17 protein-coding genes and 3 pseudogenes are annotated in these 15,511 nt (G+C 38.5%); 2 read left to right on the plus strand and 18 right to left on the minus strand.

Annotated elements, in window-relative coordinates; genetic code table 11:
* The first annotated feature begins 127 nt into the window (after window positions 1-127).
* Complete coding sequence (locus PGZ10_RS02200; RefSeq protein ID WP_117824151.1) at window positions 128-1,156, plus strand: YeiH family protein; 1,029 nt, start codon at window positions 128-130, stop codon at window positions 1,154-1,156.
* A gap of 620 nt (window positions 1,157-1,776) precedes the next feature.
* Here the strand turns inward: PGZ10_RS02200 and PGZ10_RS02205 are convergent.
* From PGZ10_RS02205 to PGZ10_RS02230, 6 genes and pseudogenes are all read right to left on the minus strand, one after another.
* Window positions 1,777-2,238: an Hsp20/alpha crystallin family protein gene (locus tag PGZ10_RS02205; RefSeq protein ID WP_008374342.1), complete on the minus strand. Its 462-nt coding sequence runs from the start codon at window positions 2,236-2,238 to the stop codon at window positions 1,777-1,779.
* A 105-nt stretch (window positions 2,239-2,343) separates the two neighbouring features.
* Window positions 2,344-2,769 carry an Hsp20/alpha crystallin family protein gene (locus PGZ10_RS02210; RefSeq protein WP_008374340.1) on the minus strand — a complete coding sequence of 142 codons (426 nt, stop codon included), beginning with the start codon at window positions 2,767-2,769 and terminating at the stop codon, window positions 2,344-2,346.
* Between the two features lie 302 nt (window positions 2,770-3,071).
* A pseudogene (locus PGZ10_RS02215) lies at window positions 3,072-3,272 on the minus strand (tyrosine-type recombinase/integrase); the annotation flags it as partial.
* A 48-nt stretch (window positions 3,273-3,320) separates the two neighbouring features.
* A pseudogene (locus tag PGZ10_RS02220) lies at window positions 3,321-3,552 on the minus strand (hypothetical protein).
* A gap of 17 nt (window positions 3,553-3,569) precedes the next feature.
* The gene (locus tag PGZ10_RS02225) at window positions 3,570-3,821 is read right to left on the minus strand and encodes a hypothetical protein (RefSeq protein ID WP_270540595.1); all 252 of its coding nucleotides are present in this window, start codon (window positions 3,819-3,821) and stop codon (window positions 3,570-3,572) included.
* Between the two features lie 129 nt (window positions 3,822-3,950).
* A complete protein-coding gene (locus PGZ10_RS02230) occupies window positions 3,951-4,853 on the minus strand; it encodes a dihydroorotate dehydrogenase (protein WP_270540628.1) in 903 nt (300 codons plus the stop codon).
* Between the two features lie 163 nt (window positions 4,854-5,016).
* Here PGZ10_RS02230 and PGZ10_RS02235 point away from each other — a divergent pair, with 163 nt between their 5' ends.
* Window positions 5,017-5,343 carry a winged helix-turn-helix transcriptional regulator gene (locus PGZ10_RS02235; RefSeq protein WP_117556854.1) on the plus strand — a complete coding sequence of 109 codons (327 nt, stop codon included), beginning with the start codon at window positions 5,017-5,019 and terminating at the stop codon, window positions 5,341-5,343.
* A gap of 47 nt (window positions 5,344-5,390) precedes the next feature.
* Here the strand turns inward: PGZ10_RS02235 and PGZ10_RS02240 are convergent.
* From PGZ10_RS02240 to PGZ10_RS02295, 12 genes and pseudogenes are all read right to left on the minus strand, one after another.
* Window positions 5,391-5,690: pseudogene (locus PGZ10_RS02240) on the minus strand (conjugal transfer protein); the annotation flags it as partial.
* A complete protein-coding gene (locus PGZ10_RS02245; RefSeq protein ID WP_270540596.1) occupies window positions 5,629-5,970 on the minus strand; it encodes a hypothetical protein in 342 nt (113 codons plus the stop codon). The pseudogene PGZ10_RS02240 and the gene PGZ10_RS02245, both read right to left, overlap by 62 nt.
* Window positions 5,971-6,072: 102 nt before the next feature.
* Complete coding sequence (locus tag PGZ10_RS02250) at window positions 6,073-6,399, minus strand: type II toxin-antitoxin system RelE/ParE family toxin (protein WP_117556852.1); 327 nt, start codon at window positions 6,397-6,399, stop codon at window positions 6,073-6,075.
* Window positions 6,396-6,704 carry a type II toxin-antitoxin system RelB/DinJ family antitoxin gene (locus PGZ10_RS02255; protein WP_028087852.1) on the minus strand — a complete coding sequence of 103 codons (309 nt, stop codon included), beginning with the start codon at window positions 6,702-6,704 and terminating at the stop codon, window positions 6,396-6,398. The genes PGZ10_RS02250 and PGZ10_RS02255 overlap by 4 nt, the downstream gene beginning before the upstream one ends.
* A gap of 336 nt (window positions 6,705-7,040) precedes the next feature.
* Window positions 7,041-7,184 carry a Beta-galactosidase C-terminal domain gene (locus tag PGZ10_RS02260; RefSeq protein WP_243002782.1) on the minus strand — a complete coding sequence of 48 codons (144 nt, stop codon included), beginning with the start codon at window positions 7,182-7,184 and terminating at the stop codon, window positions 7,041-7,043.
* Between the two features lie 46 nt (window positions 7,185-7,230).
* Window positions 7,231-7,650, minus strand: a complete 420-nt coding sequence (locus PGZ10_RS02265) for an alpha-amylase family glycosyl hydrolase (RefSeq protein ID WP_442872529.1) — start codon at window positions 7,648-7,650, stop codon at window positions 7,231-7,233.
* Between the two features lie 534 nt (window positions 7,651-8,184).
* Window positions 8,185-9,924 (minus strand): ABC transporter ATP-binding protein, encoded by a 1,740-nt coding sequence (locus PGZ10_RS02270; protein ID WP_270246572.1) that lies wholly within the window; start codon window positions 9,922-9,924, stop codon window positions 8,185-8,187.
* Between the two features lies 1 nt (window position 9,925).
* A complete protein-coding gene (locus PGZ10_RS02275) occupies window positions 9,926-11,680 on the minus strand; it encodes an ABC transporter ATP-binding protein (RefSeq protein WP_117556848.1) in 1,755 nt (584 codons plus the stop codon).
* Window positions 11,681-11,872: 192 nt separating this feature from the next.
* The gene (locus PGZ10_RS02280) at window positions 11,873-12,502 is read right to left on the minus strand and encodes a TetR/AcrR family transcriptional regulator (RefSeq protein ID WP_270246573.1); all 630 of its coding nucleotides are present in this window, start codon (window positions 12,500-12,502) and stop codon (window positions 11,873-11,875) included.
* A gap of 116 nt (window positions 12,503-12,618) precedes the next feature.
* Window positions 12,619-13,554 carry an acyl-CoA thioester hydrolase/BAAT C-terminal domain-containing protein gene (locus PGZ10_RS02285; protein ID WP_270246574.1) on the minus strand — a complete coding sequence of 312 codons (936 nt, stop codon included), beginning with the start codon at window positions 13,552-13,554 and terminating at the stop codon, window positions 12,619-12,621.
* 13 nt (window positions 13,555-13,567) lie between these two features.
* Complete coding sequence (locus PGZ10_RS02290; RefSeq protein ID WP_270246575.1) at window positions 13,568-14,374, minus strand: class I SAM-dependent methyltransferase; 807 nt, start codon at window positions 14,372-14,374, stop codon at window positions 13,568-13,570.
* Window positions 14,374-15,153, minus strand: coding sequence for a hypothetical protein (locus PGZ10_RS02295; protein ID WP_117556844.1), 780 nt, complete (start codon window positions 15,151-15,153; stop codon window positions 14,374-14,376). The genes PGZ10_RS02290 and PGZ10_RS02295 overlap by 1 nt, the downstream gene beginning before the upstream one ends.
* Between the last annotated feature and the right edge of the window lie 358 nt (window positions 15,154-15,511).

Raw genomic sequence — 15,511 nt, forward strand, 5'->3', positions numbered from 1 at the left:
CCATCTATCATAATATATTTTTATTGTTTTATAAATATATATAATTTAATTTTATTGTATTTTTGTGTTATGATAGGCACTGTTATATGAGAGTAACTTATTTATTTCACTTGAAAGGGGTATTTCTATGAATTTTATAACAAAATGTTGGAAAGGCATCTTACTTTGTCTGGTCATCGCCGTTCCATGCTGGTTCCTCGGACAGACATTTCCAATCATCGGCGGACCGGTATTCGGTATCCTTGCCGGAATGATCATTACTTTATTATTAAAAGACAAATCCATGTTTCAGGACGGTATTACTTTTGTGTCAAAGAAGGTTCTTCAGTACGCTGTAATCCTTCTCGGTTTCGGACTGAATCTCTCCGTGATTCTGGAAACCGGAAAACAGTCACTGCCAATTATCGTAACGACGATTTCAACGTCCCTGATCATTGCATATCTGTTACATAAAGTTATGCATGTACCGGGAAATATTTCCACACTGGTCGGTGTCGGATCTTCCATCTGTGGAGGCTCTGCAATTGCCGCAACAGCACCGGTCATTGATGCGGATGATGAAGAAGTTGCACAGGCAATCTCTGTTATCTTCTTTTTCAACATGCTCGCCGCACTGTTCTTCCCTTCACTTGGTGCACTGCTTGGATTTTCAACCAAAAGCGGGGAAGCCTTCGGTATCTTTGCCGGAACTGCGATCAACGATACCTCTTCCGTAACTGCAGCGGCTTCCACCTGGGATTCGCTCTACGCCCTCGGTTCTGCCACACTGGATAAAGCAGTTACGGTCAAACTTACCCGAACGCTCGCGATCATCCCGATCACACTGGTTCTCGCATTTATCCGGACACGCAGCTCCAAAGCCGAAGGAAAGAAAGTGGAATTTAAAAAGATTTTCCCGATGTTCATCCTCTACTTTGTTCTCGCTTCCGTGATCACAACGATCGCAACTTCAGCCGGCGTATCCGCAGATGTATTTACTCCGCTGAAGACACTCAGCAAGTTCTTCATCGTCCTCGCCATGAGTGCAGTCGGTCTGAATACGAATATCATCAAGCTGATCAAAACCGGCGGCAAACCACTCGCTCTTGGTTTCTGCTGTTGGATCGGTATCACGATCGCCAGTCTTTCCATGCAGCATGTGCTTGGAATCTGGTAAATGAAAATCTTTCTCATACTTCAAAAGCCTTGCATAAAGCAGGGCTTTTTCTATAATACAGCTTGCCGATGCCAGCAAGCTGTTTCTCTTATTATCCTTATATCTTATACAATTACTTCCAAAATCCTTTTCCCTTGATACTCCAAGTTCTGGATTCCGCGCTTCTTATTTTTATTAAAAATTGAAACTTAACAAATATCCCCTGTCCTGTTTATAGTATTCCAGATATTCAAACAGCTGCTCTCTCTACTTCTATATTTTTTCTGCCGACTGCATTACTTGCACATTAGAATGTCCATAAAAGGGAATGTCCATGCCATAACACTAAACATTCCCTTTCTCATGGTTGATTTTTCATTATCTGTAATTCTCCGATTCCCACATTCGAAAACTCTCTCAGATTTTATTTTTCGATTCACCACTACTACACAGCTTTTCTGATGGATATTTCTCCCTTTTTCCACATCTCAAAATACAGATCAAATCCTAACTTCATTATACTATCCAGACTTTCTCAAATTTCCATTTATATAGATGGCAAAAAGGGCAGCATACAGGATTTTGCTCCTGTATGCTGCCCTCATCATATGGTGTATTTGAAAGTTTTTAACGTGTTGTCATTATCCTTCGATACTGATATATTTCTTCTCTTCTACTGCTGGTTTTACTTCTTTCTTCGGGACAAAGAGTTTCAGGATACCATGCTTAAACTCAGCCTTGATATCTTCTTCCGTGATATCTTCACCTACATAATAACTTCTCTGGCAGGCTCCTGCGTAACGTTCACGACGGATGTACTTACCAGTTTCTTTCTCCTGCTCATCCTGATCCAGTCCTTTGGCAGCGCTGACTGTCAGATATCCGTCATTCAGTTCTGCTGTAACTTCATCTTTCTTGAATCCCGGAAGATCGATCTCCAGTTCATAACCATCTTTTTTCTCTTTGATATCTGTCTTCATCAGATTGCCTGCATGATGTCCATACAGTTTTCTCTGGATCTTACGATCTGCTTTATCATCATAAAATGGAAAATCAAAGAAATCATCAAATAAGTTATCATTAAAAATACTAGGCATTAACATAAGTCGTTCCTCCTTATAAATCTATCTGAATTTAGCTAACTTTCTTTTTAAGCGGCTGCCTCATCTGGCAGCCTTGTAACCGGACGCTTACAATCCGCATTCTGATTATCCCTCAATGGAAATGTATTTCTTCTGTTCTACAGCAGGTTTTGCTGCTTCTTTCGGTACGAACAGTTTCAATGTACCGTCTTCAAATTTGGCTTTGATGTCTTCCTGTTTGACACCGTCGCCTACATAAAAGCTTCTGCTGCAGGATCCACTGTAACGTTCACGGCGGATGTACTTGCCATCTTCAGCTTTTTCATCTTTCTTCGTGTTCGTCTCAGCACTGACTGTCAGATAACCATCTTTCAGTTCTGCTTTTACATCTTCTTTTTTAACTCCAGGCATGTTCATCGTTACTTCATAGCCTTTATCGGTATCTTTTACATCCGTTGTCATAAGTCCGGATTCACTGTAATCATATCCTCCAAATGGTTCTCCAAAGAAATCATCCAATAAGTTCTCTCCAAAAATACTAGGCATTAACATAAGTCATATCTCCTTTCAAAAGACATTTATTAATTTATTTAGCACATTCGGATTTACTCTGAAGTGTTGTTGTCATCTGAAACGCCAGTCGGTGAATCTTTATCATCTCTTTTTGTTCCCCTTCCTTTGTTCTAGTTGTAATATAACACTTGTTATTAGCACTGTCAAGAGGTGAGTGCTAATTTTTTGAGATTTTTTTTGCAAACCTTGATTTTACGAGGTTTGCAACACTTTTTCTTCCTTATAATCATCACTTTTTCTTGGTTTGACACCATTTTGACACCAATTTTTTATTTTTGGTGTCAGCTAATTGCTACGCTTTCCAGCCTTGTGATTTCACTCTCAATTCTGGACATCTCACTTACATGGTTATATACGTCCATTGTTACATCTATGTGGGCGTGTCCCATAATATATTGAAGAACTTTTACGTCTATTCTCTTTTCTGCCATTCTGGTACAAGCCGTATGTCGCATAATGTGAGCAGATACCTTTGGTAACACCCATGATTGATTACTCATAGAAGCACCACCTTGTATGACAATAGATTTTTAAAATTTAATCGTTGTCTTTTTTGTAATCGTATAAATATATTCCTCTGGTGTAGGTATTCTGTTTCCAAAGTATTGTTTAAAACGGTTTTTGTTCTTCAATGTCCGAACTATTTATAATATTGTCGATAGTCGCTTGTATTTCTGCCTTAAACTCCGATGTGGACATTCCTTTTGTTTTTGCACCGGCTTTTAAGATTGCTTGTATGTCTTTTCTATTTATTCCAATCATAAAGAATCCTTTCGATTTTACAAATGTCGCAGATTCACACGATATTCTCTTAAAGATGCTTCATCGGCATTGGAAATCTGATATTCCAAATGCTTAATCAATTTCTTCTTGTCGGCTGGCAGATTACCACGAACCTGTATTAAATTAGACGCACCATCAGTCACAATTCTTGTGTTTATTGTAAGATTTTCAACAAGTGTCTTTAATTCAATAAGTTTTTCTATTTCACTTTCTTCTTTCCAGTTTCCCTTTTGAATTTCTTGATACAATTCAGATGTCTTATAAATCGTCAACATAGAAGATTCAATGATTTTAAGATTTAACTGATTGAAAAGCATGCTTCGTATGGTGGACGCCATATTGTTCCTGTGTAATGCATAATAATTTCCTCCTAGTTTTTAACCAACAATACCTCTGATTTCATCTAAGGTCTCAATGTTGTTTTCTTCCATATATTTACTTAATTCTGATATGATTTCTGGCATAACAAAAGGATTGTTAAAATTTGCTGTTCCTATTGCGATACCAGTAGCTCCAGCCATGATAAATTCCAAAACATCATTTATTGTAGCAATTCCACCCATACCGATTACTGGAATCTTAACTGCATGACAGACTTGATAAACCATTCTTAGTGCAATCGGTTTTATTGCCGAACCGGATAAACCACCTGTTTTATTTGCAACACAGAATTTCCTTTTCTGTACATCTATTCTCATACCTGTAATTGTGTTGATTAGAGAAATAGAATCTGCTCCACCTGCTTCAACCGCTTTTGCTATTTCTGTTATATCAGTTACATTAGGTGTTAATTTCATGGAGATAGGCTTTTGGGTTATCTTTTTTATTTCACTGGTAATGTATTCCACCATCTTTGGCTCTTGCCCAAATGCAATGCCACCATGTTCAACATTCGGGCATGAAATATTGATTTCTAGCATATCGACAACAGTTTCAGATAGTCTTTCTACAACTTGTAAGTAATCAGACACTGAATTGCCACACACATTAACAATTATTTTAGTATCAAATTTTTGAAGAAAGGGAATATCACGCTCTATAAATACGTCAATTCCAGGATTTTGTAATCCAACAGCATTTATCATTCCACTGCTTGTTTCCATGATTCTGGGGGCTGGATTTCCTTCCCATAGAGTTAATGAAACGCCTTTAGTAACTACTGCACCTAGTTGGTTCAAATCTACAAATTCACTATATTCTTGTCCAGAGCCAAATGTTCCAGACGCAGGCATTATCGGATTTTTAAATGTAATTCCTGCAATATTGATTGATGTGTTAATTGTTGTCACCGCCTTTCTTATTTCAAATTATAGCAAGTATGTAAAACTTGAAAAGTACTGTCTTTTTTGTTTATAGTGCTGAAAATAATACTAAGTATAAAAAACAATAGTACATTGCAATAATGAATCTAAAAAGATATAATACCATTAAAGGAGGGATTTTATGAGTAATATGAAATCGCCACTTCCTCAATGTGCGTCCATGGTTCGTATCCAAAATATTTTAAGTGGAAAGTGGAAAATAACTATTTTGTGGTATATTTCAGAATATGAAATTCAAAGATTCGGGGAACTACGCCGAAGATTAGGCGATATTACACAGTCTACTCTGACGAAACAGCTTAGAGAATTGGAGCAAGATGGGTTTATCTCACGATATGTATATCAAGAAGTCCCCCCGAAAGTAGAATATTCTTTAACTGATTTAGGGAAAAGTTTTGTACCGATTCTTCAAGATATGAAAAAATGGAGTGATATACATTTAATGTGATATTTAGGCTTGCTATGCGTAGTTTCTACGACAGCAAGCCTTTTGTCTTATTTAATAATCTTCCAGTTATCGTCCTTATGTAACACAAGTTCATACTGTGAGATTTGTGTCATTTTCGACTTGTTATCCAGATACTTCACAGACATACTGACCTTAAGATTATCGCCATCTTTGGTAAAAACAGGATTTACCAGTTCTGAAAATACATAGTCGCCGGATACAGGAGCAATCACACCGTCTTTGACATAATAGGCAAGTTCTTTTTCCGTAGCTGTCGGATAGAGCTTAAAGAATGTTTCCAAGAAAGCGGTAGCGTCCTTGACAGTATCGGAGCTGACACTGACATTTCTGCAATAAATCCTCTATACCGCCACAATAGGGAATCAACTCTTTATATGCCTGCTGAACTTCTGGCTGTAAATCCATGTAATCAAAGTACAGCTTATTTAATCGTCTGACACTGGTTGTTTTTACAATATCGCCAGCAAAAGGGAGCTTCATATCAATGATTTGATAATCGCCACTGTCAGCTTCCACACCGAACAGGTCACGGAACAGCTCATAAGCAATGGGTAAATCAAACCAGCGAGAGGTTTTATCCTCTGCTGATTTTGTCGTTTCAATCAATACGCTACATTCTCCCATCATAATTCAGTCCTTTCTTCTAATTTTGAGCATGAAAAAAGCAGTCGATCATAAATGAAAGACTGCTTTAAATCATATTCTTTATTACTTTGTATGGAGATTTAACTGATTGTCTATGTCCCGTCCGGCATACATTACTCTAAGTATTGTTACAACTTTTTTATCGTTGTCTGGAATATAAAGTACCACATAATTATCTACTGGCAATACACGAAGCCCACGGCTTTTCCACGGTTCTTTTTCATATTTTCGATAACGCTCTGACATCGTATCCAAACTTAATATCTGTTCTTCTAGACGGTCAAGCTGTCCGATTGCATTTTCCGGCGATTGTAATTCAAAAGCAATATATTCAAAAATCCCTCTCAAATCACTGTCAGCCTGTTCGGATACTTCTACTTCATATATCATAAGCCATAATCCTTGCGAATGTCAGCAAAGGCTTTCTTCGCATTTTTTGTCCGTCCAGCCTGCATATCCGCATATCCTTTCTCCAATTCTTCATTGAACTCTGCTTCTGATAATGTGCTGATATCAACAGGTCTGGCAGATGGTATTTTTACTTCAAACGGAAGTCCTCTCTGTAAGATAATCTGTTTATAAAACATATTGATAGCACTGGAAGCAGGGATACCAAGTGTAGACAGGATACTTTCTGCTTTTTCTTTGACATCTGGTTCAATCCTTGCATATAAATTTGCTGATTTTGTAGCCATATAAAACATCTCCTTTCGTGAGTAGTGTTTCCATCTATCTTTATTATATGCAAATGTCCGCACAATAGCAATACCATTTTTATGCTCCAATAATCTTATTGAATAACTGTAACAATACGTCTTTTACGCCGGATGCATTGAATACAAGACCAACGGCTACCTTTCTTAACTCCAGTCACATTTGTTTTCCTGACAGCATTGGAAAAGAGCCCTAGCCTTTGCAGGAAGATTGTCTGCATTGTAGTATCCGTCATAATAATTCCATCAAATGAGTGAAAGTCTCTGCTCTTTGGCAAAGTATTCGATAACACGGCTATATTTTTTCTGAAGCCGTTGCTATTTGTAGAGAATCACTCTTGTCTCGTATGGCTGCAAAATTCCTTCTACATGGTTTTTGTAGTTTGTGATCAGCTCTTCGCCTTTGTTTTCTTCGAACAGTTCGCATGGGACTTCCTTATTTGTAAAGTTGCATGCCACCACCAGTTTTTCGTTTCCAAGCGTTCTCTCATATGCATAGATATCATCATTATCTTTCCAGCAGTCCGTGGAATACTCCTTCCACGATCACTTCATACTGGTGACGCAGCCGGATCAGTTTCTGATAGTAGTAGAATACACTATCCTTGTCTTCCAGTGCTGCTTTTGCATTAATCTGTGTATAATTTTTGTTTACACTGATCCAGGGGGTTCCCATAGTAAATCCTGCATTTGCGCTGTCATCCCACTGCATTGGTGTTCTGGCATTGTCACGGCTGATCATCTTCAGGCAGTTCAACATTTCTTCTTCTGTCATCAGCCCGCTTTCTGTATACTCTTTGTATGCATTGATCGATTCGATGTCTCTGTAATCACTGATCGATTTGAAATATGCATTTGTCATACCTATTTCTTCTCCCTGATAAATATATGGGGATCCTTTTAACATATGCAGACAAGTTGCAATCATCTTTGCAGATATATCCCAGTACTTTTATATCAAGAGTTCTCCAAAGGAGAACTTTCCTACAAAGTGAAAAAAGCCGTCCATTTCTGAACGACTGGGAATAGAAAAGGAACGCCAAAAGTGTACGTTCCGTAGTCTATAAAGTATTTAATTTTTCTCTCTGGTGTGCTATCTGACGCCAATTTTGACCCCAAATTTCTGAAAAATGACGATTTTTGATGAACAGCTACAAATTTTCAAAATCCGTGAATTCCTTGTAAACAGGGCGTTACGGAACTATATGAAACTAGACAAAACCAACGTCACAATAACAAGAGGTGAGTGCTAATTTTTTTGTGAAGAATTTGTGAACGCTACGAGCCATGCAAAATGGTAAAAATAAACGCCCTGCAAGTTTATGATCAGTTTTCAGTGCTTTTTTCATATTACTTTATTGAATATCCCTCATTCTGCCTATATAAGTAAAACTTAGCGAAACTTAAATTAAATCTCTTTCAGACAATTCAATTTGGATATTCACCAACTGTGGATTATTTCTCAGTGCACCAGTTTCCAACTTACCGCCTGCTGCCTTGCATCCACAAATCTCTTATAAATACCTTCCTGTTTCATTAATTGCTCATGTGTTCCCTGCTGTGCAATTCTTCCTTTTTCAACAACCACTATCTGGTCTGCATGTCTGACTGTTTTTAATCTGTGGGCAATCATAATAATCGTTTTTTCCTTTGTAAGTGCATCTACTGCATCCATCAGTTCCTTTTCATTCTCCGGATCAACATTTGCCGTTGCTTCATCCAATATGACGATTGGCGCATCCTTCATAATCGCTCTGGCTATCGAAATACGCTGCTTCTCACCACCGGAAAGTGTGGCTCCTCCTTCTCCGATCACTGTGTCATATCCATTTGGAAGTTTGCTGATGAAATCATGACAACATGCTTTCTTCGCCGCTTCCACCACTTCCTCATGACTTGCATCCTGGCGTCCGAATTTAATATTATTCTCAATGGTGTCTGCAAACAAATACACAGACTGAAATACAAATGAAAAATTACGCATCAGACTGTTCATACTATAGTCTTTTACATTCACGCCTCCAAGTGTCACTTCCCCTGAATCCACATCCCAGAATCTGGCGATCAGATTGCAAAGTGTTGATTTTCCTCCACCAGATGGTCCAACGATTGCTGTCGTCGTTTTCTGCGGAATAGAGAGCGATATATCATCAATGATCTTCCGTTTGTCATAAGAAAACGAAACATTAGAAAGTCTGATATCGTAATTTTCCGGCTGTATTTCTTTACCGTCGATATCCATGGTATCCAGCTCCAATATTGCATTTGCTTTATCTACACATACGCTTACCACATGTAAAAGAGATGAATAATTTCCTGCACATTCCAGACTGGCATAAAGCATAAATGCTGAAATTGTCATACCGATCGCATAGACCGCACTCATAGTTCCATTAATATAAAAATATGCACTGCAAGCCACGATCACAGCACCTGTAATTTTGGTTATCACACTTTGCAGAAAATGATAGGGCACAAACAGCATTTCCATCTTTGTATTGATCTTTTCACATGCTTCATTTGCATCATTTAATCTTTTCGCCTGTTTCCCAAGCAAGTTATATGATTTAACTTCTGATATTCCCTGCAGATACTCCATGATCTGGTTTACAAGCTCCGTATCGCATACCACTTTTTGCTCTGAATCTTTTTTACCCGCATTCTGCATCACAGAATTGACCCCAAAGAAAATAAGTACTCCTGCTGCAGCTATCAGTCCGATTCTCCAGTCAAAAATAAACAGCATAAGAATGATCATTGATGTTTCCAGAATTCCCTGCATTGTCAGCATAACCACTCTCGCAGCCACATCGCCAAGTATTTCCATTGTATTGGTTGTAATGGAAGAAATTTCCCCGATACTATTGGAATTGAAATACCCCATCGGCAGATATCGCAGATGTTCTGCAATCTTGATTCTCATAAAAGCACTTGCATTATATCCTCCCTCTGTCTGAAGCACTGTAGAGTATCTCTTGCAGATTACGTCGACTACAATTGCAAGAACCATAATCGCAACGGAGCCTCCAATATATTTTCCTGTCGGTTTCCCACTCAGCAGACCAATCAGTATGTACATAATAGCCGGAATCTTCATTGCTGAGGCAAGAGCCTCTATGAGTCCGATCACTATCGACAGTTTAAATTTATTGCCATTTTCCCTGCCTGAAAAACGAAAGAATTTTGCCAGAATCCCAAACATATCATTCTCCCTCCTTCACCGTATCTTTTACAGAAATATGGGCATTCCACATTTCCTTATAAAGCGGGCATGACACCAGAAGTTCCTCATGTGTGCCATGTGCTGTTACATTTCCATCATTTACAACAAAGATCTGGTCACTGTCCTTAACAGTAGAAAGTCTGTGTGCTATTACGATCAGGGTCTTCCCTGCTACCAGTTTTGCGATAGAATTCTGCAGAATTGCCTCATTTTCCGGATCTGTGTAGGCAGTTGCCTCATCAAGGATCACGATCGGAGCATCCTTTAACATTGCTCTTGCAATGGAGATACGCTGCCTCTCGCCACCTGACAGATGTCCTCCTGCACCTCCTACAACCGTATCAAATCCATTCTCCAACTGCATGATAAATTCATAGCATCCACTTTTCTTTGTCACCTCGATGATCTGTTCATCTGTAGCATCCGGATTTCCCTGTCTGATATTTTCACGGACTGTTTCATTAAACAGATAATTGTCCTGTGCAACATATGCAATTTTCCGATTAAAATCTGCAAATGCCAGTTCTTTGACATCAACTCCACCGATTTTGATGCTTCCGGAATCCACATCCCACAGGGACGCAATCAGCTTTGCGATGGTCGACTTGCCGCTTCCGGAAGGTCCTACGATTGCATTTACCGTTCCTGCTTTCAGCTCCATAGTTACTCCGTGCAGGATTTCTTTGTCGTGATAACCAAATCTGACATCTTCAAGAGTAACGGAGTTATCTTTTGGAACACTTTTACTTTTCTCTGGACGTTCAAGCTCCGGCTGTTCCAGAATTCCTGTCACTTCACCAACAATCACTCCGATCTTGCCAAGATCATCTGTATAGGAACCCACTGTGATCAACGGTCCAACGATTCCAAGTGATAAAATAATGCAGATGACAAAATCTGAAATCGCAAGTGTTCCATTGGCTACATAATGTGCCCCAAACGGCAATACCGTAAGAAGCGTATAAGGTGTGACCACCATCATCAGTCCATGAAAGATCGAGCACCGTTTCATCCAGGAAATAAAGGAATCTGCATAAGCCATAGCCGCCTTTGTAAATTTTGCATAAGAACTTTCTGTCTTTCCAAATGCCTTGATCACTTCGATTCCGTCAATATATTCCACTGCCGCATCATTCAGATCTTTTGTTGTCTGAACCGTTCTCTCGAAGCTTGGTTTATAATCCAGCATCATTCCAAAATAAGAGAATAGTCCAACAATAACCGGCACCAATGACCAGAGTGCCAGTCTCCAGTCTGTCAGAAAGAAATAGATTAAAATCACAACCGGTGCCAGCAGATTGGACGTGAATTCCGGGACAATATGCGCCAGTGTCGTCTCGATACTGTCGATTCTTTCCACCATGATATTTTTAAATGTACCGGAGGGTGTATCCTTTACATAACCCAGCGGCACCCGCGCCAGCTTGTCACAGCAGGTTTCTCTTATATTTGCGAGTACCGCAAACGTTGCTTTATGTGACAATGCTGTCGAGAGCGAATGAAACAGTTCTGCAATGATAAACGACAGTGCAATGAAAACTGCTTTTGCAAGATATGGTTCAAACTCCTTTTCACCACTTAAAAACAGCTTAACTACATCTGCAATGATAAAATACGGAAAAATCTTAAAAATCACATTTCCTATTGCAAGTAACACACTCCACACATAGGCAATTCTTTTTTGTCCGGCCCATGTCAGGATCCAACTGACTGCCGACTTCTTTTTTTCTTTCACATCTGTTCACTCCTTACGTTCGTTTTATTGTTTCGTTTTATTGTTTTACCTTCTATTAGTTCGCACTAACCACCATATAATAAAATAGGTGGTTTACTGGCATCAACCACCTGATATTATTATCCTGTCTGAACTTTATTCAGAAATCCAGAACCTGCAACACACATAACCTATTCAGAATTCCTGCATCAGTTATACTGGAAATTCAATATTCCACAATCGTTCCCAGCCACCTGTATTAAATTCTTTCAGTTGATGTACATTTTTCTTTGCAGTCTCCCTGTCTATATCATGCTCAATAATCTGAAATACTGATGAAAAAAATCCCGTATAGATCATATGCATAAGACTTTCCTCTACAGTCGGTATTTTGACACCGTTCTCTTTCATTTTTTCCATATATTTCAGGCTGGACTTCATTTCCCGCTCTACCATATTGTGTATGAATAGTTCAAATTTTCCACTGTCTCCGCATTTCAACAATAATCTGAAATTATCATAATGATCATAGATATAATCAACCATCTGCTCCATCCCATCACTGGATGTATCCGACATATTCCTTGTCTGATCACTGGCAGAAAGCTTTTCAAACTCCTCAACAATCTGGTCATAAATCTGATAAATATGTTCCATATAGGGATCCGTCAGCGCATCAAAAAGTGCCTCTTTCGTCGGATAATATTTGTAAAATGCGCTAGTAGTAAGCCCTGCATCTTTTACAATATTTCTTAAAGATGCTCCTGTCAAACCATCTTTCAGAAAATGTTTTCTGGCTGTATCTAATATGTTTTTCTGTGTATCTTCTGCTTTCGTCGACATGCTTTTTGTATCCTCAAAATTTTCTTTTCATAAATATAACAGTGTTATATAGCACTGTTATATTTTAACTCATTATAGGAATTTGTCAAGTCTACTGTTTAGATTTTCTTTATCTTTTATCTATCTACTCTTTTCCATTTTGCAACAGCATTTCTTACCCGCCAGTCAATATCCAGACGTGCTCTGCGACATTCTTTCGGATGTTTTCTTGCTGCCTGAAATGCCAGTTTCACAAAGAGTCCGGATCCAACCGGGAGCATTGTCTTTAGCATGCTCTCCGGAAAAACGAAATGGGTTCCATGCTCATAAATGACATAATCCAATCTGCATGTGTGTGAATGTTCTTTCATACGCTGCTTCATACGGCGGATATATTTTACAGTATCCCACAACACATCATCTTCCGCACCAATTAACAATACTGTTCCATGGATTTTTTCAATCTTGATCATCTCGTCTTCTGTGATTGGATGAGCCTTTTCCGAGTCATCAAACAGTTTTCTTGAATTAATCATATCACCGGTCCGTTTTGTTTCTTTCTTAATCACATGCCAGTAATCCGGATGTTTGTAGCAAAAAGGCATATACGGAAGGGGTTCTCCTTTGTAAGAAAAAAGAGATTCTCCTTCAATCGGCCATTCCTTACAGCCATCTTTTTTGCCCTGCATAAACCCCTGCCAGATAAAATCACTCGGTGTCAGACCTATCGTTAATGTAATATTCTCAAAATAAGAAGCGGCAGTCAATGCAAGTGTTCCTGTAGTAGATGCCCCGACAATTCCTATCTTCTGATTACTATTCATTTTTAACCAATTGATTGCTTTCTCTATACGTTCCAATGGATAATTATGATGTCCATAATCTTTTTTTCCAGGTGACATTGTCATCACATTTACGCCAAGTTTATGTAGCCATTTCACGGATGTACGCGCCAGATAATCCTCTGGATCATCCCCGATCATTGCTATCATTGCACAGTCTGAGCCTGTTTTACATTTCCAGTATGCACCATAAAATCCATCTGTTTCCACATCAAAATGTCTTTTCTTCATTTGTATCATCTCCTTAATATCGGCCACGTTTCTCCAAAACTATTATTTTGTTTGAGATATTCCGAACAGCCGGAATCTTACCTATTACACAATAAACAGGCATAAGCTCTTTCATTCCTTCAACAAGACTGACTTCCTGCCGAACAGAAAATGCCGGCACAATTCTTTGCAGTTCTGTTCCGTTCTTAACTCCCCATGTGAATTTTGCATTGCTTCCCTCTATGGATTTCTCTTTCATATGCTTTACAACAAAGGGTGACATGGTTTCGACCATTACTGTAACTTTCTGAAATGATTTATCAATAATAGAAAACATCTTCCTGATATCTTTCTCATACAAATACATTGTAAGTCCTTCGATTATTACCAGAATATTCTTACCGTGATAATCGATATCATCTATGTAGGAATCATCCATTGCAGACTTTGCAATCTGATACACCGGATCAGTTTCGGTAAGGAACTGGCTCCTTATTTTCATTGTTTCCGGAAGGTCTACATTATACCAGCGCAGATATTTTTCCTTCATCCGGTAGCATCTGGTATCCAGTCCGCATGCAATATTTACGACAACTGTATTTTCATGCTTCTTCAAATATTGCTCAACCATCTGGTCTAATACAATTGTTCTTGCAATCACACCATAGTTCATAGCGTTATCTTTATCTGCTATAGAAAAGTCATAGTCCAGCTTTTCCACAAGTTCTACTGCAATCTCATCTTTGATCTTTGCATTTTGTTTTTTTGTTTCTTTTGCTCTTGCATACAGGGTCTGTACCATCGTTTCCGGCACACCTGTCACATTCACTTTTTCTTTCATTATCTGTCGCCTTCCACTGCCTTTCTTACTTCTTCCACCCACTCTGCACTATGACAGCAAAACAGTTCTTCATGCTGCATGTTATGTCTCCGAATATCCGGATTTTTAAAATAAGTACAATATCTCTTTTCATATTTTCTGCCCATCTTTGTTGCGTAAAACACGTGTATCGTAGTTCCCGGCACATCAATTCCATGCTGGACTTTCGTAACCAGATCAGAATAAAACTGATTATAAACACTCTGTTTCGTAATCCATGGATTTCCTCCTTTACCGATTCCAAACATATTCAAAAATCCATTATATAATTCTTTTTTAACCTCATCTGTCTTATTCAGTTTTTTCTGCATAAATTTCGGAAGAGCACCTGTATGTATCATTTTATACATGAAAGGGACTACCATGGATGACTTGATTTTTGCCACAAGACGACCTGCTTCGTCCATATCACTGCTCCCAATAATGCCATGATCTATATGAATTCTTTTTCGCTGAATCAAAAGGGATACAAAACTTCCACCAAGGGAACACCCATACGCTGCTTTAATTCTTCCACCATACTTTTTCTTGATTTCCAGCTCAATCTTTTCACATTCATCTTCCATTGAATAAAATTCTGTTTTCTCATTTGGATCAAATCCATCATAAGAAACTGTTACCGTGTAAAAATAAGAATGTAATCTATCCAGTACATGTTCAAAGCTGCTATACAGGCAACAGGTACCAGGAAATAAAAATATCACTGGTTTACTACTGTCTCCACTTTCATAAAATTTCATATCTGTCCTCCTTTAGTTTTTTCATATAAGCATAAAATTGCTTATGCAGCTCCCTCATTTCATCTGGTGCCTTCCTGGCATGTTGATACATAAATTTATCTCCAAAGCTACTTTCGAATGTAACAGCAAGCATAAGTATTATAACCAGTTTCTGCAAATAAGACCGCATACAAGGATCCAATCACACCTGCACCATAAATCAATATTCTCATAGAAATCCGTCCTCTTTTTCATTTTCAAAAAAACTGCCAGCGCCCATGTTAGTGATATCTAACTCTCATTTTCTAAAAAACCGTGTGAAAACAAAACTATAATTCCACACGGTTTCTTTTCTTATGCATTCAGTATATCACTTTTA

The sequence above is a fragment of the Coprococcus sp. AF102-57 genome (assembly GCF_027686195.1).
Classification (GTDB): Bacteria; Bacillota; Clostridia; order Lachnospirales; family Lachnospiraceae; genus Allocoprococcus; species Allocoprococcus comes.